The organism is Saccharopolyspora kobensis (assembly GCF_900108315.1).
Classification (GTDB): domain Bacteria; phylum Actinomycetota; class Actinomycetes; order Mycobacteriales; family Pseudonocardiaceae; genus Saccharopolyspora; species Saccharopolyspora kobensis.
In genome coordinates this window covers 312,745-332,659 of record NZ_FNVB01000007.1, presented here as the reverse complement: position 1 = coordinate 332,659, position 19,915 = coordinate 312,745, and the positions used below count along the sequence as shown (strand labels likewise).

General features: G+C 70.4%; 21 protein-coding genes. 8 read left to right on the top strand and 13 right to left on the bottom strand.

All coding sequences use genetic code 11. The features are described from left to right. Positions 1–77 precede the first annotated feature (77 nt). Positions 78–626, top strand: coding sequence for a TetR/AcrR family transcriptional regulator (locus C4T78_RS24395; RefSeq protein ID WP_093354856.1), 549 nt, complete (start codon positions 78–80; stop codon positions 624–626). Between the two features lie 136 nt (positions 627–762). Here C4T78_RS24395 and C4T78_RS24390 read toward each other — a convergent pair whose 3' ends face one another. The 3 genes from C4T78_RS24390 to C4T78_RS24380 form a co-directional block, all read right to left on the bottom strand. Then, positions 763–1,083: a hypothetical protein gene (locus C4T78_RS24390; RefSeq protein ID WP_218161632.1), complete on the bottom strand. Its 321-nt coding sequence runs from the start codon at positions 1,081–1,083 to the stop codon at positions 763–765. Between the two features lie 56 nt (positions 1,084–1,139). After that, positions 1,140–1,457 carry a hypothetical protein gene (locus tag C4T78_RS24385; RefSeq protein WP_093355268.1) on the bottom strand — a complete coding sequence of 106 codons (318 nt, stop codon included), beginning with the start codon at positions 1,455–1,457 and terminating at the stop codon, positions 1,140–1,142. 76 nt (positions 1,458–1,533) lie between these two features. Then, entirely contained in the window at positions 1,534–1,824 is a 291-nt protein-coding gene (locus C4T78_RS24380; protein WP_093355270.1) for a hypothetical protein, read from the bottom strand. Between the two features lie 519 nt (positions 1,825–2,343). Between C4T78_RS24380 and C4T78_RS36510 the strand changes: the two genes are divergently transcribed. The 3 genes from C4T78_RS36510 (at position 2,344) to C4T78_RS24365 (ending at position 5,595) form a co-directional block, all read left to right on the top strand. After that, entirely contained in the window at positions 2,344–3,639 is a 1,296-nt protein-coding gene (locus C4T78_RS36510; protein WP_177247663.1) for a hypothetical protein, read from the top strand. A 189-nt stretch (positions 3,640–3,828) separates the two neighbouring features. Continuing rightward, positions 3,829–4,206 carry a hypothetical protein gene (locus C4T78_RS24370; RefSeq protein ID WP_177247664.1) on the top strand — a complete coding sequence of 126 codons (378 nt, stop codon included), beginning with the start codon at positions 3,829–3,831 and terminating at the stop codon, positions 4,204–4,206. Positions 4,207–4,275: 69 nt separating this feature from the next. Further along, positions 4,276–5,595: a hypothetical protein gene (locus C4T78_RS24365; protein WP_235863652.1), complete on the top strand. Its 1,320-nt coding sequence runs from the start codon at positions 4,276–4,278 to the stop codon at positions 5,593–5,595. 9 nt (positions 5,596–5,604) lie between these two features. Here the strand turns inward: C4T78_RS24365 and C4T78_RS24360 are convergent, their stop codons facing one another. Then, the gene (locus C4T78_RS24360) at positions 5,605–6,537 is read right to left on the bottom strand and encodes a phosphotransferase family protein (RefSeq protein ID WP_093354859.1); all 933 of its coding nucleotides are present in this window, start codon (positions 6,535–6,537) and stop codon (positions 5,605–5,607) included. 114 nt (positions 6,538–6,651) lie between these two features. Between C4T78_RS24360 and C4T78_RS37110 the strand changes: the two genes are divergently transcribed. Continuing rightward, on the top strand, positions 6,652–6,774 hold the full coding sequence (locus tag C4T78_RS37110) for a hypothetical protein (protein ID WP_256258523.1): 123 nt from the start codon (positions 6,652–6,654) through the stop codon (positions 6,772–6,774). A gap of 7 nt (positions 6,775–6,781) precedes the next feature. Here C4T78_RS37110 and C4T78_RS24355 read toward each other — a convergent pair whose 3' ends face one another. From C4T78_RS24355 to C4T78_RS24340, 4 genes are all read right to left on the bottom strand, one after another. Next, the gene (locus tag C4T78_RS24355) at positions 6,782–7,303 is read right to left on the bottom strand and encodes a DinB family protein (protein ID WP_093354861.1); all 522 of its coding nucleotides are present in this window, start codon (positions 7,301–7,303) and stop codon (positions 6,782–6,784) included. Between the two features lie 64 nt (positions 7,304–7,367). Beyond that, on the bottom strand, positions 7,368–9,110 hold the full coding sequence (locus tag C4T78_RS24350) for a sensor histidine kinase (RefSeq protein ID WP_235863653.1): 1,743 nt from the start codon (positions 9,108–9,110) through the stop codon (positions 7,368–7,370). A 37-nt stretch (positions 9,111–9,147) separates the two neighbouring features. Then, positions 9,148–9,804 carry a response regulator gene (locus tag C4T78_RS24345; protein ID WP_093354864.1) on the bottom strand — a complete coding sequence of 219 codons (657 nt, stop codon included), beginning with the start codon at positions 9,802–9,804 and terminating at the stop codon, positions 9,148–9,150. A gap of 25 nt (positions 9,805–9,829) precedes the next feature. Further along, a complete protein-coding gene (locus C4T78_RS24340; RefSeq protein ID WP_235863654.1) occupies positions 9,830–10,255 on the bottom strand; it encodes an FHA domain-containing protein in 426 nt (141 codons plus the stop codon). Between the two features lie 263 nt (positions 10,256–10,518). Here C4T78_RS24340 and C4T78_RS24335 point away from each other — a divergent pair, with 263 nt between their 5' ends. Beyond that, the gene (locus tag C4T78_RS24335) at positions 10,519–12,432 is read left to right on the top strand and encodes a serine/threonine-protein kinase (RefSeq protein ID WP_093354866.1); all 1,914 of its coding nucleotides are present in this window, start codon (positions 10,519–10,521) and stop codon (positions 12,430–12,432) included. Between the two features lie 193 nt (positions 12,433–12,625). Here C4T78_RS24335 and C4T78_RS24330 read toward each other — a convergent pair whose 3' ends face one another. Genes C4T78_RS24330 through C4T78_RS24315 form a run of 4 tightly spaced genes read right to left on the bottom strand, consistent with a single transcriptional unit; the run spans position 12,626 to position 16,713 of the window. Continuing rightward, positions 12,626–13,450 carry a carbohydrate ABC transporter permease gene (locus C4T78_RS24330; RefSeq protein ID WP_093354869.1) on the bottom strand — a complete coding sequence of 275 codons (825 nt, stop codon included), beginning with the start codon at positions 13,448–13,450 and terminating at the stop codon, positions 12,626–12,628. Next, entirely contained in the window at positions 13,447–14,379 is a 933-nt protein-coding gene (locus C4T78_RS24325) for a carbohydrate ABC transporter permease (RefSeq protein ID WP_093354871.1), read from the bottom strand. The genes C4T78_RS24330 and C4T78_RS24325 overlap by 4 nt, the downstream gene beginning before the upstream one ends. Then, positions 14,376–15,719, bottom strand: coding sequence for an ABC transporter substrate-binding protein (locus C4T78_RS24320; protein ID WP_093354874.1), 1,344 nt, complete (start codon positions 15,717–15,719; stop codon positions 14,376–14,378). The genes C4T78_RS24325 and C4T78_RS24320 overlap by 4 nt, the downstream gene beginning before the upstream one ends. Next, complete coding sequence (locus tag C4T78_RS24315) at positions 15,709–16,713, bottom strand: zinc-dependent alcohol dehydrogenase family protein (RefSeq protein ID WP_093354876.1); 1,005 nt, start codon at positions 16,711–16,713, stop codon at positions 15,709–15,711. Before C4T78_RS24315 ends, C4T78_RS24320 begins: the two co-directional genes overlap by 11 nt. A 119-nt stretch (positions 16,714–16,832) precedes the next feature. Here C4T78_RS24315 and C4T78_RS24310 point away from each other — a divergent pair, with 119 nt between their 5' ends. Next, on the top strand, positions 16,833–17,813 hold the full coding sequence (locus C4T78_RS24310) for a sugar-binding transcriptional regulator (RefSeq protein WP_093354879.1): 981 nt from the start codon (positions 16,833–16,835) through the stop codon (positions 17,811–17,813). A 410-nt stretch (positions 17,814–18,223) separates the two neighbouring features. Here C4T78_RS24310 and C4T78_RS24305 read toward each other — a convergent pair whose 3' ends face one another. Continuing rightward, positions 18,224–18,487, bottom strand: a complete 264-nt coding sequence (locus C4T78_RS24305) for a hypothetical protein (protein WP_093354881.1) — start codon at positions 18,485–18,487, stop codon at positions 18,224–18,226. Positions 18,488–18,695: 208 nt separating this feature from the next. Between C4T78_RS24305 and C4T78_RS24300 the strand changes: the two genes are divergently transcribed. Then, complete coding sequence (locus C4T78_RS24300; RefSeq protein ID WP_235863655.1) at positions 18,696–19,898, top strand: NsdA family TPR-like regulatory protein; 1,203 nt, start codon at positions 18,696–18,698, stop codon at positions 19,896–19,898. Positions 19,899–19,915 lie beyond the last annotated feature (17 nt).

Here is a 19,915-nt window from a genome sequence, read left to right as displayed (position 1 = left end):
GATTGATCTGTACCGTCCAGACGGTACAGAAGCGGTCCGGTAGGGATACTAACCGTCCAGACGGTATAGTTCAAACCGTGGCTGCCTCCGACACCAGAGACCGCATCCTCGACGCGCTGCAGCGGATCCTGATCCGCAAGGGAACCGCCGCGGTGACCCTGGAATCGGTCGCCGCCGAAGCCGGGGTGTCCAAGGGCGGCCTGCTCTACCACTTCCGCTCCAAGCAGGCGATGCTGCAGGGCCTCACGCTGCGGCTCGACAACGCCGCCGAGGCCGAGTTCGCGCAGGCCACCGAGGACGGCGTCGACGTCGTCCGGTACTTCCTGCAGACCTCGCTGCCCGCCAGCGACGAGGAGATGGCGCTCTACTGGTCGGTCATCGCCGCGCTGCGCAGCGCCGAGGGTCTCAGCGAGGCGGGCAGCGAGGTGCTGGCCAGGGTGTTCGGCCGCTGGTCGGAGCTGCTCACCGACCACATCGGCGACCCGGTGCTGGCCGAGATCGTGCGCCTGGTCGGCGACGGCCTCTACCTCAGCGCGCTGTCCGGCCTGCCGCACCCGGACCCGGAGCTGATCAAGAAGGTCTTCGACCGGCTGCTCGCGCAGGTCGCCGAAGCCCGCCAGGCCTAGACGGCCAGGTGACCATCGGGTTGTTCAGTCCGAGTCGGCCCATCAGTCCACCACCGCGTGCCGCCACCCGTCGCCGCCGAGAGCCCACGGTGGCCGTCCTCTCGTTCACCGGCCGAGCTCAACGGAACTTCCCACCTCAGAGCCGATCACGAACGGGTTCCGCCGCGATCGGCGGCACCGGGGTGTCAGCGCAGGGCACCCAGCGGAGCCCGTCCGGGCCGAACACGTCACGGGGCTCGGGGAACGCCCGGAGCAGGCCGAGGTAGCCGACCGCCGCGAGCAGCAGGGACAGCGGCAGGCTGATGCCCCCGCCTCCCGCCAGCCCACCGAGCGGGCCGACGAGCTGGCCCGGGATGTTGACGAACAGCAGCGCGCCACCGGGCTCCGGTGCGGAATCGGTCGAAGCTCCAACGCCGGTTGGACGGACGCACAGCGGACACCCGCCTGCTCCGGGCACGAGGAACGGGCTGCCCGGAAGTTTCCGGACAGCCCGTTCGCATCCGCGGAGCCGGGTCAGCCGCCGAGCATCGGCCCGCCGTCACCGCCGACTCCGGCCCCACCGAGGCCCTCGCCGCCGACTCCGTCGCCGCCGAGGCCACCGTCGCCGCCGTCGCCGCCGTTGGCGGAGCCGTCGCCGCCGTCACCACCGTCGCCGCCGCCGTTGCCGCCGCCGGTGCCACCACCGTCGCCACCGTCGCCGCCCTCGACCACCACTTCGCCCCAGTCGGCTTGGGCCGGCAACGTCGACATGACCGTGCGCGGTGGCAGGAACTCGACGAGGCCCAGTTCATCGAGCTCCGTCGCGCTGAGCTGCCGTCTCGGTTCGAACATCAGATCCCCCTTGGCCATCGGAGCGCGTTGAGCGGACCTCTCAGGCCTACCCGCGGAGGAGCGAGGTCAAGGCAGATCACCAGCCGAAGAACGGCCCGCCGTTGCCGCCGATGCCCGGACCACCGATTCCGAAGCCGCCGTAGCCGAAGCCACCGTTGCCGCCGTGACCGCCGACGCCGCCCAAGTCGCCGTCGCCGCCATCGCCGCCGTCACCGCCGCCGTTGCCGCCGCCGGTGCCACCACCGGTACCTCCGGAACCGCCTTCGATCACGACACCGTCCCAGCCGCCGGCCTGGAACAGCGTCGACATGACCGTGCGCGGCGGCAGGAACTCCAGGCGCTGGTCGCCCAGCTCTTCGAAGCTCACCGGTTCAGTTTCATCGATCACTTTCGTCCTCCCCAGTCGGAACGGGCTCGGAATGCAGCCGGAGATCGATGCCGGACAAGGTCGAAAACCCAGATCCCCCATCCAACGCCCCCAGATTCACCGGCACCGATTCGGAGGGTAAATGCACCCGATGACCAGCGCAGTCCGAAAACAACCAACATCCGCGATTCAGAAGAAAATGCCTGCTCACAGGCCACTTCGAAGATTCATGAGCGACAGCCGGAACGGTTAGACGCACTACCGCGAATTGTGGAGAAAACCGCTCCTCCGGAAAAAGAACCGATCAGCGCAAGCCCCGGAATTCGGCGTCACGGCGCCCGGGCGAATGCGCACCGGAGCCGCTCCGGCACCGGGCGGGCGGGCAACCACCGATTCGGGTGGTCCGCGGCTGATTCCCCCAACGTCGCCCGCTCGGATACCACCACCGCTGATCCACTCGGCCTAGACTCCCGCGCTGTTTGGCCCAGCCGAAACCATCCCGGGTAAGGAGTAGTGCCGATGCGCAATCGCCCACCTCGGACCGCTAGCGGCGGTCCGGTCCGGCAGGTCCAGCACTGGTGGCCGCTGCCGAGCGCCGCCATGCTCGCCGTCACCTTCAGCATCGCCGCGGTCCCGACCGCCCAGGCAGCACCGCCGTCCTGCACGCGGACCTCGAACGGCTCCGGGGTGGACGTCGTCTGCGAACGCGGCGTCCCGGAGGGCACCACGCTCGACGGCAGCGACGGCAACGACCGCTTCTACCTCAACGGGGCCGTGGCGGGCACCGTCAACGGCGGTGCGGGCGACGACCTGATCATCGTCACCGGCCGCGCGGGCGGTGACGGCGGCAAGGGCGGCAACGGGCACCTCGACGGCCGCAGCGGCGACACCAAGAACACCAAGAACGGCGAGAACGGGGGCAAGAACGGCGGCAGCACCGGTGGTGCGGCCGGGACCGACGGCGCGACCGGTCCCAGCGCGCGGGCCGGCGGCAGCGCCGGTGTCGGTGGCCACGGCGGCAACGGCGGGCCCGGGGTGACCGAGACCGGCGTGATCAACGGCGGCACCGGGAACAACACGATCACCGTCACCGGTGGCCGGGGCGGCAACGGCGGCACGGGCGGAGACGGCGGCACGGGCACTGCCGATCCCGCCGACTCCCGCGGCGGCCGGGGCGGCAACGCCGGGGACGGCGGAACCGGGAACCTCGGCCACATCTACCCGGGCGACGGCGAGAACACCGTCACGATCATCGGCGGCGACAGCGGAACCGGCGGAACCGGCGGCGTGGGCGGGGATGCGACCGCCAGCACGCGCAGCGGGAACGGCGGTGACGGCGGCAACGGCGGCGGTGGCAGCGAGCGGGCCAACGGCCGCGGCGGCGCGGCCAACGGCAAGACCGGCACGATCGTGAGCACCGGTACCGACGACATCACCGTCCAGGGCGGCAAGGGCGGCCGCGGTGGACGCGGTGGCGACGGCGGAACCGGTCACCAGCCGAGCGCCCGCGATGCCGCTGCCGCGGACAACGAGGTCGAGGGCGCCGGTGGAACGGGCGGCACCGGCGGGGACGGCGGCGTCGCCAACATCGGCAACATCATGTCCCAGGACGGCGGCCGGGCCACCGTCCACACCATCAGCGGCCCGGGCGGTGACGGCGGGGACGGCGGAACCGGCGGCGACGGGATCACGCCCGGCATCCCGGGCTTGCGCGGCCTCAACGGCGTCGCCGACACGGGTGGCGCGGGCGGTGCGGGCGGCCCCGGCGGTCATCTCGCCACCACCGGCACCGAAACCGGTCGCCGCAACCCCTGACGTCCTGACCGAGAACGACCACCCCGGAAGATCGCGCACCCGAGCGGGTGATTCGAGGTGCACCGCACGCCCGGTGCTCCTACGTTCTGCCCCGTGTGCCAGGAACGCGCCACTGGAGCGCGTTCTTCGAGGGGGTGGCCTCGTTCCGGTTCTTCCGGTGAATTCACTGAGTTTGCGAAGGAGCACCTGATGCCACGAACCTCTGGACCGCTGAGCCCCGATGAGATCGAGATGCAGCGCGTGGAGTTCCTGCCCGCGCGCACCGTCATGTCGACCTTCTGGCTCCCGTGGAACGGCGCGGACGTCGTGGTCCTGGATCCCGACCCGGACACCCACGTCGAGGCCTACGGGGACAACGACGTCACGACCACCGGTGACGTCACCGGCGGTGACGGCGGTACCGGTGGCGGAACCGGCGGCGGCCAAGGCGGCGGCAACGGCGGCAACGGCGGCGACGGCGGTAGCGGCGGCGACGGTGGCGACGGTGGCGATGGCGGCGACGGCATCGGCGGCGATGGCATCGGCGGCAACGGCATCGGCGGCCAAGGCGGCGGCAACCCGAGCTGATCCCGGCTGTCCTGGTGGTGCGCCGAATCGCTCGGTGCACCACCCCGTCGGCACTTTCGAGGAGTCGTGATGGTCGCAGAAGGGCACCGCAGCGAGCCCGCGGCCGACGAGGACGTCGCACGGCTCGTGGTGCCCGCCCTGGTCGCGGGCACCGAGTTGATCGGCCGGTACCAGGGCTCCGGCCACCGCGAACCGCCCTACCTGGTCCGCCGCGTCGACGGCCAGGTCCTGCAGCTCTCCCACCTGCTCTACCTCGTGGCGGGCGGGCTCGACGGCCAGCGCACCTACGCGCAGCTGGCCGCCGGTCTGAGCGCCGAATGGGGCCGCGAGATCACCGCCGGACAGGTGGCCTACCTCGTCGAGAACCGGTTGCGCCGCGCGGGAATCCTCGTCGCCGAGCCCGGACCGGACCAGTCCGCGCCACTGCCGAAGGGCCGGGATCGGTTGCTGGCGCTGAAGTTCCGCGTCGCACTGGTTCCCGAGCACGTCGTCGCGATCATCGCCCGGATCTTCCAGCCGTTGTTCTGGCCACCGGTCGTCGTCCTCGCGCTGCTGGCCTTCGTCGCCGCCGAGATCTGGCTCGCCGTCCAGGGAGGAGTGGCGCAACTGCTGGCGGGCGCGCGGGAACTGGTCGACCGGCCGGAGCAGATCCTGCTGGTGGTGGGCGTGCTCGTGCTCTCCGGGATGTTCCACGAGTGCGGGCACGTCGCGGCGTGCCGCTACGGCGGCGCGCGGCCGGGCGCGATGGGCGTGGGGATCTACCTGGTGTGGCCGGCGATGTACAGCACCGTCACCGATTCCTACCGGCTGAGCCGGGGCGGCCGCTTGCGCACCGACCTGGGCGGCGTCTACTTCAACGTGCTCGCCATGCTGGTGATGATCGCCGTCTTCGCGGTGACCGGCCTGCCCTGGTTGCTCGTGTCGCTGGTGGCCTGGCAGGTCTCGACGATCTGGCAGTTCGTGCCGTCGATCCGGTTGGACGGCTACTACATCCTGAGCGATCTGGTCGGTGTTCCCGACCTGTTCGACCGGATGGGGCCGGTCCTGCGCAGCATGCTGCCGGGACGTCCGCCGCATCCGCGGGTCCGCGAGCTCAAGCCCTGGGTCCGCTGGGTGATCACCGCCTGGGTGGTGCTGGTGATCCCTTGCCTGGCGTACTGGCTCATCGGGTTCCTGGTGCTCGCGCCCTACGTGCTGCCCGTGGTCTGGCAGGCGCTGGGCACGCACTGGGACGGCGTGGGCAGCGCGGTCGGAGCGGGCGACGCCGCGGCGGCCGTGGTCGGCGTCCTGCGGATGTTCCTGCTGGTGCTGCCGTGGGCGGGCATCACGCTCGTCCTCTACAACCTGGCGCGCGGCCTCACCCGCCGCATCCGCCGCTCACGCGCTTGATCGCGGTTCTCAGGACAGGATCGGGGCGAAGTACCCGCCGTCGCCCCGGGCGATGGCGCTGAGCATCGCGGTCGAGTTGGCCCGGTCGTCCAAGTCCGGTTCCGCCGCGGCGAGATCCTGGTCCAGCATCCAGGTTTCGAGCATGACCGAGTAGCCGAGCAGCACGTCCGGCCCGCCCGCCGCGGCCAGCTCCGACCCGGCGATCTCGCGCACCGCGCCCTGCAGCGGCTCCCGCTCGGCGGCATCGCCCGGTCCGAAGGCGATCTTGACCATCTCGTTGAGGTCGATCGCGGTGGGCGCGATGACGGCGAACTCGAAGTCCAGCAGTGCCGCGACCGAGTCCCCGTGCCACAACGTGTTCGGCGCGCACAGGTCGCCGTGGTTCAAGGCGCGCGGCGCCGTCGGCAGCGCGGCCCAGAACCGATCGAGCGTCTGCTGGAGGCTGCTGGTCTGGCGCTCGGTGAGCATGCCGGCCGAGACGATCCGCTCGAACGAAGCATCGACCTCCGCCGGGTCGTCCGGGAAGAACGGGGAGCGGCTGCGGGCGTGCGGGGCAGCCGCGTCGACGTCGACGCGGTGGACGTGGCGGGCCCGCTCCCACATCTGCTCGATCGCGCGAGATCTGGCCGCGTCGTCCAGCGTCGGCCAGATCTCGTCCAGGTTCTCCCCCACCACGCGGCGGCTGAGCACCCACTCGTGCCCGTCGCGCACGCCGGCGTCGACGATCGCCGGGTATCCGACCTCCGCCGGGAGCAGCTCGACCAGCTTCAGCTCGCGGAGCAGGTCGCCCGAACCCGGCTCGGGCGCGACGCGGATGACGAGCTCGTCGGCGAGCCAGGTGTGGTTGGTCCAGCCCGTGCCGCGCCGGGCGTCGCCGAGGTCCACCCCGTGCTCGCCGAGAACCTCCGCCGCCACCCGGCCGGTGCTGCCCGTCCCGTCCATGGAACCGACGTTACCGATCAGGGCAACGGATTTTCGGCGGCGCGATCGACACCGGTGACGTGCGGATTCCGCCGGGCGACCTTCCCGCGCCCGCTCCGCAGGCGTGTACTGGAGGTGTCGGCAGGAGAACTCGCGAGGGAGGCGGCACCGATGCCGGACCTGCTGTGGGCCGTCGGGTTGATCGTGGTGTTCGTCGCGGTGGCGTTGACGTTGCGCGGCCTGACCAGGTGGCGGTGAGGCGCGGTCACTGCCGGCCGGCGGCGCGCAGCAGGCGGAGCTGGCCGATCTCGGCGACGTTCTTCATCAGCTCGGCGTTCACCCACGCCAGCATGTGCGCCACGGTCTTTTCCGGGTCGTCCTGCCACGGGAACGGCGCGGGCGCGTCCAGCTGCGCGTCGGTGAGCCGGTCCAGCACCGCCGACCACTCCGCGCGCAGCCCGCGCAACCACTCGACGACCGAGTCCTCACCCGGCCACTCGACATCGGTGCGGTCGCGCGGCGGCCTGCCCTGGACGTGGTCCAGGGTCACCGACCACCACCAGCCGATGTGCCAGGTGGTCCAGGCGATGGTGGGCACCGGGATCGGATCGGGTTCCACCTCGGCGAAGTCCGGTTCCCAGCCGTGGGCGCCGCGCCGCACCGTCCAGCAGTGCTCGGCCGGTTCCCAGCGGAAGTCGGCGGGCACCAGCTCGGCGAGGTGGAACTCGAACAACGACCAGGTGAAGTCGAACTGCCAGCGCAGCAGGTCGACGCGCGATGTGGACATACGCGAGATCTTGCCACGACGAGCAATCCGGGCGAAAACGATTATCCGGCGCGCCGTTCCGGGGTCAGCCGGGCGCGGCCCTCAGCGGCGCCGTCCACAGCACCCGCGTCCCACCGGTCGGCATCCGGTCCACAGTGCACCGACCGCCCACCTGCACCGCCCGCTCGGCCAGGTTGTGCAGTCCGCTGTGCGCGACCGTGCTCGCGATGCCGACGCCGTTGTCGGTGACGTCGATGGTGAGGTCGTCGTCCAGCGAGATGGTCACCGACAGCTCCGAAGCACGCGCGTGCCGGACGGTGTTGCTCACCGCTTCCAGCACCACCGCCTCGGCGTGCTCGGCCAGCCTCGGCGGCAGCACGTCCAGCGGCCCGGCCATCCGCATGGTCATCCGGATCGGGTTGTCGCCCACCACGTCGGTGACCACGCGCTGCACCCGGTTGCGGAACCCGGTCGGGTGCTCGGCGGCGACCTGCAGGTCGAAGATGCTGGCGCGGAGGTCCTGGATGACCTCGTGCAGCTGGTCGATGTGCTCGGTCAGCCGGCCCGCCACGTCGGGCACCTTCGCCCGCCGCTGGGTGCCCTGCATGGACATGCCGATGGCGAACAGCCGCTGGATGACGTGGTCGTGCAGCTCGCGGGCGATGCGATCGCGGTCGGCCAGCACGTCCAGCTCGCGCCGCGCGGCCTGAGCTTCAGCCCACTGCAGCGCCAGCGCGGCCTGGTCGGCGAAGGACGACACCACCAGCAGCTGTTCCTCGTCGAACCGCTTCGCCCCGGCCCGCCGCACGGCCAGCAGGACGCCGGCGATGGTGCCCTCCGCGCGCATCGGCACCGCGAGGGCCGGGCCGAGCTGCACCGCGGCTCCCTCGATCGTGGTCAGGGTGGGCACGTTGCGCGGCACCCGTTCCCGGAACACCTGCCCGGTCACCGAACTGTCGACCGGCAGCGACTGCCCCACCAGCTCCTCGACACCGGCTCCTGCCGAAACCGTCACGACCAGTTCTTCGGTCTCGACGTCGTCGCTGCGCGCGGGCACCGCCAGCAGCGCGAAGTCGGCGTGCGTCAGCTCGGCCGCGCGCTCGGCGATCACCTGCAGGGCGTCGATGGAATCGGTGCCCGCCAGCAGTTCCGCGGTGATCTCACCGGTGGCGTCCAGCCAGCGCTCGCGGCGCCGGACCTCCTCGAACAGCCGCGCGTTGTCGACCGCGATCCCGGCCGCCCCGGCCAGCGCCTGCAGCACCACCTCGTCGTCCTCGGTGAACTGGCCACCGCCGACCTTCTCGGTGAGGTACAACCGGCCGAACGTCTCCTGCCTGGCCCGGATCGGCACGCCGAGGAAGGTGCGCATCGGCGGGTGGTGCTTCGGGAAGCCCACCGACGCCGGGTGCCCGGCGATCTCCTCCAGCCGCAGCGGTTTGTCGGCCTCGATGACCACGCCCAGCACGCCGTGCCCGGTCGGCAGGTGCCCGATGCGGCGGGTGGTCTCCTCGTCGATGCCGTCGTAGATGAACCGGCTCAGCGAGCCGTCGGGCGCCAGCACGCCGATCGCGCCGTAGCGGGCGTCCACCAGGTCGATGGCGGTGCGCACGATGCGCCGCAGCACCGAGTCCAGCTCCAGTTCGGAGGAGATGGCCAGCACGGCCTCCAGCAGGACGTCCATCCGGTCCCGCAGGCCGACGATCTCTTCGATGCGCGCCTGGACCTGGGCCAGCAGCTCCTTGAGTCGCAGCCGGGACAGCGTGCCCACCAGCGACGGAGCGGCGCCCTCCCGCAGCTCCCCCGGTCCTGGCGAGTCCGCCCTGCTCACCACCCCACTCTGACAGGCCGCGCGCCGCCCGGCGAGCTCACGTCTCCGGGTGGTGGCGCAACCGGGTGGCCAGCACGGCGGCCTGGGTGCGGCTCTGCAGGCCCAGCTTGCTCAGCAGCCGGGAGACGTAGTTCTTGACGGTCTTCTCGGCCAGGAACATCCGGTCGGCGATCTGCCGGTTGGTCATCCCCTGCCGGATGCAGTCCAGCAGGATCCGCTCCTGCCCGGTCAGGTCGGGCAGCTTCGAGGTGCCGTCGAGCTCGGCGCGCAGCTTGTTCACCAGCGAGGTGGTCTCCTGCTCGCCGAGCAGCGTCTTGCCCGCCCCGACCCGGCGCACGGCCGAGGCCAGCTCCATGCCCTTGATGTTCTTCACGACGTAGCCGGCGGCCCCGGCCAGCATCGCGTCGAGCATGGCCTGCTTGTCGTTGAAGGAGGTCAGCATCAGGCATTGCAGCGCGGGCATCCGGGACCGCAGCTCCCGGCACAGCTCGACGCCGTTGCCGTCCGGCAACCGCACGTCGAGCACGGCCACATCGGGTCGGACCGCGGGGATGCGGGCGAGCGCCTCGCTCACCGAGGAAGCCTGCCCGACCACCACCAGGTCGTCCTCGGAGTCGAGCAGGTCGACCAGCCCCAGCCGCACGACCTCGTGGTCGTCGACCAGGAACACGGTGGTCTCGCCGGGCTCGCCCACGTCCCCACTGTAGGAGCGGGCGGCCTCAGCCGCCGCTGCGGAAGGTGAAGCGGACCCGCCCGATCCAGATCTCGTCACCGTCGACCAGCTCGGCGATGTCCACCGGCTGCCGGTTGAGGTAGGTCCCGTTGAGCGAACCGCCGTCCACCACGACGTACTTGCCGTCCCGCAGCCGCAGCTCGGCGTGCACCCGCGACACGGTCATGTCCTCCACCACGATGTCGCAGTCCCGATCTCGCCCGATCGTGATGCTCGGGCCACCGATCGCGAAGCCGGTGCCCGCATCCGGCCCCCGGCTGATCACCAGCCGGGGCCCCGCGACGGACTCCTCGGAATCGCGCGGCGCCGGGACGACCTGAGCGGCCGGCACGGCCTCGAGCAGCGTCCGCATCGTCTGGTCCGCCGTCGCGACACCAGTGGTTTCGGACGCCTGGAACCGGGTGTCATCCATGGTCGTACTCCTCGCAGAAAGGCACGGAAATCGCCCGGACTGCCCCGACCAGGACTGGGCGACTACAGCCAGCATGCCGAACAACCACGCTCCGTGGCCAGGACCTTCGTCCCAAGTCCCCCACCTACCCGACGTGACGGTCACCACTGGTGAGCGGAGCGAGCGGACCCCGGCAATCTGCGGAAATCCCGGTTGCCGGGAGTTTTCGGGTGTCATGATCGCGGGTGATCTCGTCGGGGTGATGCGTTGTGAGGGGGCCGTCCTTGCTGGGTGCTCTGCTGCCGGACGATCCGCAGGAGGTGGGGTCGTACCGCCTGCTGAACCGCCTGGGGCGCGGCGGGATGGGCCGGGTGTACCTGGGCGTGTCGCGCGGTGGGCGGCTGGTCGCGGTGAAGGTGGTCCGGGCGGACCTCGGCGACGATCCGGACTTCCGGCGCAGGTTCGCGCGGGAGGTCACCGCCGCTCGCGCCGTGTCGGGCTTCTACACCGCACAGGTGGTCGACGCCGATCCCGACGCCGATGCGCCGTGGCTGGTCACCTCCTACATTCCCGGTCCGACGCTGCACGAGGCCGTGAAGCAGGAGGGGCCGCTGCCGCCTTCGGCGCTCAGCACGCTCGGCGCCGGCTTGGCCGAGGGGCTCGACGCCATCCACGCCTGCGAGGTGGTGCACCGCGATCTCAAGCCCAGCAACGTGATCCTGGCCGAGGACGGCCCGCGGGTGATCGACTTCGGCATCGCGCGAGCGGTGAACGAGACCCACACCGCGGAGGTCTTCGGAACACCCGCGTTCATGTCGCCCGAGCAGGCCAAGGGCGAGCCGGTCGGAGCGCCCGCCGACGTGTTCGCCCTGGGCTCGCTGCTGGTGTTCGCCGCGACCGGTCGCGGGCCGTTCAGCGGCGGCGAGTCGCAGGCGATCCTGTACCGCGTCGTGCACGAAGCACCCGATCTGTCCGGTCTCGACCAGCTGCCGGGCGAGCTCGCCCGGATCATCAGCACCTGCCTGGCCAAGGACCCGGTCGACCGGCCGACGGCCAAGCAGCTGCTCGACTCCCTCGCCGACATGACCGGCGACCGGACTCGCTGGCTGCCCGCGGAGGTCGTCAGCATGATCGACGAGCGCCGGACGGCGACCATCGCCGCGACCAAGATCGACCCGCTGGCCGGGCAGGTCCTGGCACCGGCCCCGGCACCCGCGCCGGTCGTCTCGCCCCCGTCGGACACGCTGCCTGCGCCGTTGCCGCCTCCCACGCTCGCCTCGCCGCACCCGCCGACCACGCTTCCCTCTCCGCACCCACCGTCCACACTCCCCTCTCCGCACCCGCCGTCCACGCTTCCACCGCCCGCGCACTCCGGGCCTCAACCGCCGCACACGTTCCCCCCGCCGCACCCGCTGGCCGGGCAGCTGCCCGCGCCTCCCCCGCCGCACGTGCCACCGGCCAGGACGACTCCGGTCGGGCTCATCGTTCTCGGTTCGGTGCTCGGCGGTGCCACGCTGGTCGCGCTGATCGTGATCGTCGTGCTCAACCTCGGTTCCGGACCGAGCACCCACCAGGCCACGCCGACACCGTCGTCCGCGACCACCACGTCGGACGACCACCCGACCGAGACCTCCGCCTCCGCGACGGCCGAGACGAGCTCCAACGGCGGGTCGCTCGACGACGCCGCGACCGACCGGACCCCGTTCACCCTGGACGCGTTCATGCCGGACGACTTCACCGACGACACCGGCAAGCGGCACACCTACGAGGCCGGTTCCACCAACGAATGCACCGATTCGGTGTCCGACGAGGTCCGCTCGGTGCTGACCGACAACGGCTGCTCGCAGATGATGGTGGCCAACTTCGTCGACGACGACGTGCAGATCATCACCACGGTCTGGGTCTTCCCGTTCGCCGACTACGCCACGGCCTCCGCTGTGGAGGAGAAGTTCGACGCCATGGACTACCTGCAGCTGGGCTGCTGGGATCCGAACTCCGGCCGCGGCGCGGGGGTGTGCGACGGCGACGTGGACGGCGCGGACGAGTGGCAGTACATCGGCCAGGACCACCGCTACGTGATCGTCGCCCAGTCCAAGTACATCGACCTGAGAGGCGACGACTCCGGCGACGCGGCCCTCCAGTCGGCGGGCAGCGAAGCCCGCAGCACCGTCGGCCCCCAGAACTACACCGGCGGCTGAGCCCGGTCCTGCTCGCCGTCGATCGGTTCACGAAGCAGGTCGGCGTCATCGGGTCGCCGACTGGAGCACAACTCCGTGCTGCCGGCCCATGGCCGTGCTTGCGCGTTCGTCGGCGCTGTCGAGCCCGGCTGTTCGGGTGAGGACGAAAAAGCGCCCGCCCGGTGGGGCGGGCGGGCGCTGTTGGGTTGGCGGGTTATTTCACCGCGCCCATGGAGAGGCCGCGGACGAGGTGGTTCTGGGCCGCCCAGCCGATGATCATCACCGGGAGGGAGGCCAGGAAGGCCGCCGCGCTCAGCTGGGCCCAGTAGAGGCCTTCGCTGGTGATGAAGCCGACCAGGAAGACCGGCACCGTGCCCGCCTGCGCCGCCGTCAGGTTGACCGCGTAGAAGAACTCCGTCCAGGAGAAGATCACGCAGATCAGCGCGGTGGCCGCGATGCCGGGGGCCACCACCGGGAGCACCACGCGGAACAGCAGCGTCGGCAGCTTGGCGCCGTCGATGCGGCCCGCTTCCACCATCTCCTTGGGAACTTCCAGGAAGAACGAGCGCATCATCCAGATCGCCAGCGGCAGGTTCATCGCGGTGTAGAGGACCACCAGCGCCCAGACGTTGTCCAGCAGCTTGAGGTTCTGCGAGATCACGTACAGCGGGATGATCGCCGCGACGATCGGCAGCATCTTCGTCGACAGGAAGAAGCCCAGGGCGTCACGGGTTCCGGGCACCGCGGAGATGGACAGCACGTACGCCGCGGGCACCGCCAGCAGCAGCACGAGCAGGGTGGAGGTCACCGTCACGAACGCCGAGTTCGCCAGGTACGGCAGGAATCCGCGCTCCAGCACGCCGGCGAACTGGTCCAGCGTCGGGGTGAACACCACCTTCGGCGGATTGGTGTATGCGTCGCTCTCCTGCTTGAACGAGGTGAGCACCATCCACAGCACCGGGAACACGAACAGGATCGCGATCAGCCAGGTCAGCGCGGTCAGCGCCCAGCGGCCGATGGGGTTGCCGGTCCGCATCATCGCACCTCGCTAACGCCGAAGGTCCGGAACATCAGGCGCAGCGCGAAAGTCGCCACGATCAGGGTCAGCACCACCACGATCACGCCCATCGCCGAGGACTGGCCGACGTCGAAGCCCTCGAAGGCGCGCTGGTAGATGTAGAACGGCAGGTTCGTGCTCGCGGTGCCGGGGCCGCCCTGCGTCATCAGGTAGATCGCGTCGAAGCTGTTCACGATGTAGATCGCGCCGAGCAGCACGGCCAGCTGCAGGTAGCGGCCCAGCTGCGGCAGGGTGATCGAGGCGAACGTGCGCCACCGGCCCGCGCCGTCGACCGCCGCGGCCTCCAGCACCTCCTTGGACTGGGCCTGCAGCCCGGCCAGGATCAGCAGCATCATGAACGGCGTCCACTGCCAGACGACCTGCGCCATCACCGAGGCCAGCGGGAACTGCGACAACCAGTCGATCTTGGTGCCGAAGGCGAAGTTCAGCAGACCGTAGGTCGGGTCGAACATGGTCGTCTTCCACAGCAGCGCACCGGCCGCGGGCAGGATGAGGAACGGCGTGATCAGCAGCGTGCGCACCACGCCGCGACCCAGGAACTGCCGGTCCAGCAGCAGCGCCAGGCCGAGGCCCAGCAGCATCGCCACCAGCACGCACACCACCGTCAGCAGCACCGTGTTGAACATCGCGCCGCGGAACTGGCTGTCGGCGAACACGTCGATGTAGTTGCGCAGCCCGACGAAGTGGCGCGAGCCCGGGCGCACCAGGTTCCAGGACTGGAACGAGTAGAACACCGTCAGCAGGAACGGGATCTGGGTGACCAGGATGGTGAACAGCAGCGCGGGCATCAGCGGCGCGCGGCGCAGCCACGCTTCGCGCGACCACTTGCCGATGGGTTTCCTGGTCGCCACCGGCAGCGCTGCGGTGGGTTTGGTGGCCGTCTGCGTCATCTGGTCTCCCGGTAGGCCGCGCCGACGGATTCGGCGTATTCCTGGGACTGCTGCAGCGCTTCCTCCACCGAGATCTGCCCGGCGATGGCCGCCGAGAGCTGCTGGCTCACCCGCGTCCCGAGGTCCTGGAACTCGGGGATGCCGACGAACTGGATCCCCGGGTAGGGCACCGGGTTCACCATCGTGTTGCGCTGGTTGGCGCTGTCGATGCCGGCCAGCGTCGCCGGGGCGTAGGCCTGCGCGGCCTGCTGGTACTCCGGGATCTGGTAGGTCGACAGGCGGCAGCCCGGCGGTACCCGGTTCCAGCCGAACGTGGTGCCCACGGTGCGGACGAAGTCCTTGTCGGTCATCCAGCGCATGAACCGCCACGCGGCGTCCTTGTCCTGGGCGACCTTCGGCATGGCCAGCGACCAGGTGTAGAGCCAGCCGCTGGTCTCGGTGCGCATCACCGGAGCCGCCACGTAGCCGGACTTGCCGACGACCTCGCTGCTGGCCGGGTCCTCGTTGGTGCCCGCCATGACCGTGGCGTCGTACCACATCGCCGCTTCGCCCTGGCCGTAGCGCGTGCCGCACTCGGTGAAGCCCGCGCTGGAGGCGCCGATCTCGCCGTGGTCGCGCACCAGGCCGACGTAGAACTCCGCGGCAGCGCGGAATTCCGGCGACGTCAGCTGGGCGTTCCAGTTCTCGTCGAACCAGCGGGCGCCGAAGGTGTTGGCCACCGTGGAGAACGGGGCGAGGCTCTCGCCCCAGCCAGGCTTGCCGCGCAGGCAGATCCCGGCCACGCCCGCTTCCTTGTCGTCCAGGCGCGCGGCGAACTCGGCGATCTGCTCCCAGGTGGGCCGTTCCGGCATGGTGAGCCCGGCCTGGGCGAACAGGTCCTTGCGGTAGGCCAGGAACGACGACTCGCCGTAGAACGGCACCGCGTACATCGAGCCCTCGTGCGACAGCGAGTCGCGGATGCTGGGGATGAAGTCGTCGGCGTCGTAGCCCTCGCTGGCGTCGATGTAGGGCTGCAGGTTCTCCAGCCAGCCGTTCGCCGCCCACTGCGGGGTCTCGTAGTTGCTGATCATCACCACGTCGAACTCGCCGCCCTCGGTGGCGGTCGATGCGGTGATCTTCGCGCGCGCCTGGTTCTCCGGCAGCTGCACGAACTTCAGCTTGATGCCCGGGTTGTCCCGCTCGAACTGGTCGGACAGCGCGATGGCGTCCTCCATCTGCGGGTTGGACACGATCGCCACGACCAGCGTCCGGCCGCCCGCGCCCAGCGCTCCCGCGCCCGCGCAGCCGCTGAGCAGCATCGCGACGACCGCGAGCACGGCCAGCTTGGCTCTACTTCGCATTCACGCCTCCCGGCAGGACCTGAACCTTCAGCCCGGCACCGCTGCGCATCAGGTCGAGCGCGGCGGGGAACTCCTCCAGCGGCAACGTGTCGGTGAGCAGTGAGTCGGTGTCGACGGCGCCGGAGGCGACCAGCTCCAGTGCCGCGCCGTAGCTGTGCAGCACCGCCATCGAGCCGACGATCTTGATCTCGTCGTTGTAGATGCGGAACGGGGACAGGGAGATCCGCGCTTCGGCCGGGGCGACGCCGAACACCAGCAGCCGCCCGCCGCGGCGCAGCGAGTCGAACGCGGCCTCGATGGCGGGCGCGGCTCCGGTGCAGTCCACGGCGGCGTCGAAGCGCTGGTCGAGCTCGGCGACGTCGGTGCTCACCGCGACCGCGCCGAGCTTCGTGGCGCGTTCCAGCCGTGCCGCGTTGCGGTCGACCACCGAGACCTGCGCGCCGCCGCGCTGGAGCAGCTGCTGCATCAGCAGGCCCATCGTGCCCGCGCCGACGACGAGGAACTTCTCCCCCGCTTCGACACCGATCTGGCGCACGCCGTGCACCGCGCAGGACACCGGCTCGACCAGCGCGCCCTGCTCCCAGCTCATGGAGTCGGGCATCCGGTAGGCGGTGTTGGCGGGGATGGCCACGTACTCGGCGAAGGCGCCGTCGACGGTATCGCCGGTGGCGTTCCAGTTCGCGCAGAGGTTGCCGTGGCCCGAGCGGCAGGGCGTGCAGTAACCGCAGAACAGCGAGGGGTCGACGGCGACCCGGTCGCCGACTTTCCAGTCGCCCCGCACCTCGGCACCGAGCTCGACGACCTCGCCGGCGAACTCGTGTCCCGGCACGATCGGGTAGGGCGTGGGCGGGAAGTGCCCGTCGGCGATGTGCAGGTCGGTGCCGCAGATGCCGCACGCACCGACCTTGATCACCAGCTGACCGTCGCCCGGTTTCGGGTCGGGCACCTCGCCCACCCTGATGGAGCCGGGCTGATCGATGATCGCGGCGCGCATGACACCCCTTCCACTGGCCCGCTCATATGAGCATCGTGGGCCGATCGTTCTGGTAACTCGCGGAGCATTCAAGGATGATCTCGCGTGTTACGTCAACATTTCCCCTTTAGGATGCTCATATGAGCACTAGTGAGCCCCGGGTGCGGCTGACCGACACCATCACGGCGGCCTCCATCGCGCACCGGTTCTTCGTCCAGGGCCGCACCAAGATGGAGATCGCCCAGGAGCACGGGATCAGCCGCTTCAAAGTGGCCAGGATCCTCGCTGCCGCGCAGGAAGCGGGCCTGGTCCGGGTCGAGTTCGACCTGCCGGTGCCGATCGACCTGGGACTGTCGGAAGCGGTCCGCACCAGCTACCGGCTGCGCCGCGTCCTGGTGCTCAACCGAGCGCAGTCCAAGGCCGAACGACCGGTGCTGCGTCGCCGGATCGGCGCGCTGGCGGCTGATCTGCTGGCTGAAACGACCACCTCCGACGACGTGCTCGGCCTGTCCTGGGCGCGTTCGGTCAACGCGATGGCCGATGCCGTCCACACGTTGCCGAAGTGCCCGGTGGTTCAGCTGTGCGGCGTGCAGGCGGGCATGGACATGCGCGACAGGTCGGTGGAGACGGTGGGCCGGCTGGCCGACATCTCCGGCGGGCCCGCGTACCCGATCTACGGGCCGCTGGTGCTGCCGGACCGCCGCACCACCGAGATCCTGCGCAACCAGCCGGGCATCGCCGAGACCTTCGAGCAGTTCCGCCACCTGACCAAGGCGGTGGTCAGCATCGGCGCCTGGCGCCCCGATGAGTCGACGGTCTACGACGCCCTCGGCCAACCGGAGCGCGACGCGATCCAGGAGCGCGGAGCGACGGCGGAGATCGCGGCCCGCCTGTTCGACGCCGACGGCAACGCGATGTCGACCGGCCTTGCCCACCACGTCCTGGCGATCGAGCACGAGCAGCTCCGCCAGATCCCCGAGGTGATCGCCCTGGGCTACACGGTCCCGAAAGCCCGCGCGATAGACGCGGTCCTGCGCTCGGGAGTGGTGACCACCCTGATCACAGACGCCCAAGCGGCGGAAACCCTCCTCGACCTGATCGCCGACCGCCCGCTGCCCTGACGACGATCAGGGCCGCCGTGGCGCAGGAGCTCCGCCCAGCGGAGCGTCTTGGACGGCGTGGTGGTGCGCGTGGGTGCGCATACCGCCATCGCGGTCCGCAGCACTGCTTCGGCGCATCACTGATCACGGGCACTCGACTCGGAATCCGAGCGCGATGGCACCGTCTACTGTGGACCACTATCGTCCGCGCTCGACACGGAAACCAACGGCATGAGGTCAACGGCGGTCACCGGCCTCAACCGGTGACCGACCGGGAGTCGGTGACGACATCGCCTCCCAACGCCCACGAGCTGGCCACCGAGCGGCCTCACCACGATGAGCCGCTGCATTCTCCGCCCGCACCAGGAGGTGCAGGATGCGACCGAAAGAGGAAACGGGAAACAGCGGAATTGTTCGCCTTTTCCCGTCGTTCATCCACCACAATCCTCCGACGAGCGGCTTGCTGCCGCGAACCGCCAGACTCCCAGCCACCCGTCGAGGACAGCGATGAATGCCGCGGAGAGCACCAGCACGAATGCGAACAGCACGACTCCGGCCTCCACGACTTCGAGCAGCACGCTCGCCGACCACATCTGCGCTGCGCTGAACACAGCGGTGAGCAGCGCCTTCCCGAACAGAGCAATTCGATTGCGCTGTTCGGGTGTCGGTCCGCGGAACCACGCTCCCTTGATCATCTCTTCTCCTAACGTCTGCCGGAGGCCCGGCCCGGTCGGGCCGGTGAACCCCACATTGCGCGCGCAACGATCAGGACGAATAGCGGTTTCCCGTCGCCGGCTCGAATCGGCAACGGGAAACCCGGAGGAAGACGTGACCCAGCAGCCCACGATGTTCGGAGCAGAGCTTCGGAGACTGCGCATCGCCGCGGACATTTCACTCACTGAAATGGCCGCCAAACTGCACTACAGCAAAGGCCATCTCAGCAAAGTCGAAACCGGCTCGAAGAAACCGACGCCGGAGCTCGCCCGCCGCTGCGATGCGCTGCTGGAGGCCAACGGGACGCTCGCGTCACTGGTTCCCGCGCGCACTTCCGAAGCTCCGCTGCCCGAAGCGAACGGCAACGGTGAGGTGTGGCTGATGAGTCTCGAATCAGGTGGCAGGAGCCGGTTCCGCCCGGTGGACCGCAGGCAGGTGCTCGCCGCGGGGGCGGCCTCGGTGCTGTCCTTCGGCATGGGCGGTGGTCGTGCTGTCGCCGATGGCGCTCCGGTCACCGCGTTCCGCGCCATGTTCGACCAGCTCCGGCAGTTGGGTCAGAGCACGAGCCCGTCGGTCGTCCTGCCCTCGCTCATCGCGCAGACCCACACCATCCGCGAACTGGCGGTCACGGCGAGCTCCCGGGCCCGCGGAGAGCTGCTGGTGCTCGGGGCTCGCTACGCCGAGTTCGCCGGGTGGATGGCGCAGGAGTCCGGCGAGGACGAGGCCGCGCTGTGGTGGACCGACCGCGCGGTCGAGCTCGCGGAGGCGGGCGGCGATCGCTCACTCGCCGCGTACTCCCTGGTCCGGCGGGCACTCGTCACGCTGTACCGGGAAGATGCGCAGCAGACCATCGATCTCGCCCGCCGTGCGCAGCAGGCGGCCGGAGCTTCCGCCCGGATCCGGGGGCTGGCCGCGCAGCGCGAGGCACAGGGCCATGCGCTGGCCGGGGACTACGACTCCTGCATGCGGAGCCTGGACCGCGCCCGGCGGTTCCTCAGCGATCCCGCGCCCGAGAGCGGGCCGGTGATCGGCCCCGCCAGCCTGTCCGATCCCGTCGCGATGGTCTCCGGGTGGTGCCTGCACGATCTCGGCCGCAACAAGGAAGCGGCGGATGTCCTGGACAGGGAACTCCAACGCGTTCCACCGACCGCACTTCGCTCCACCGCGCGCTACGGCGTGCGCCGCGCGCTCGCGCATGCAGGCGCAGGCGAAGTCGACCAGGCCTGTGCGCTGCTCGGCAGCGTGCTCGGCACCGTCGACGCCGTCTCCTCCGCCACCATCACCACCGATCTCCGCCGACTGGCCCGTGCGCTCTCGCGGTTCCACAACGCACCGGCCGTGCGGGAGATCCAGCCCAGGCTGATCGCCACGCTGCGACAGCAGAACGTCTGAGCAATCCACCATCCCGG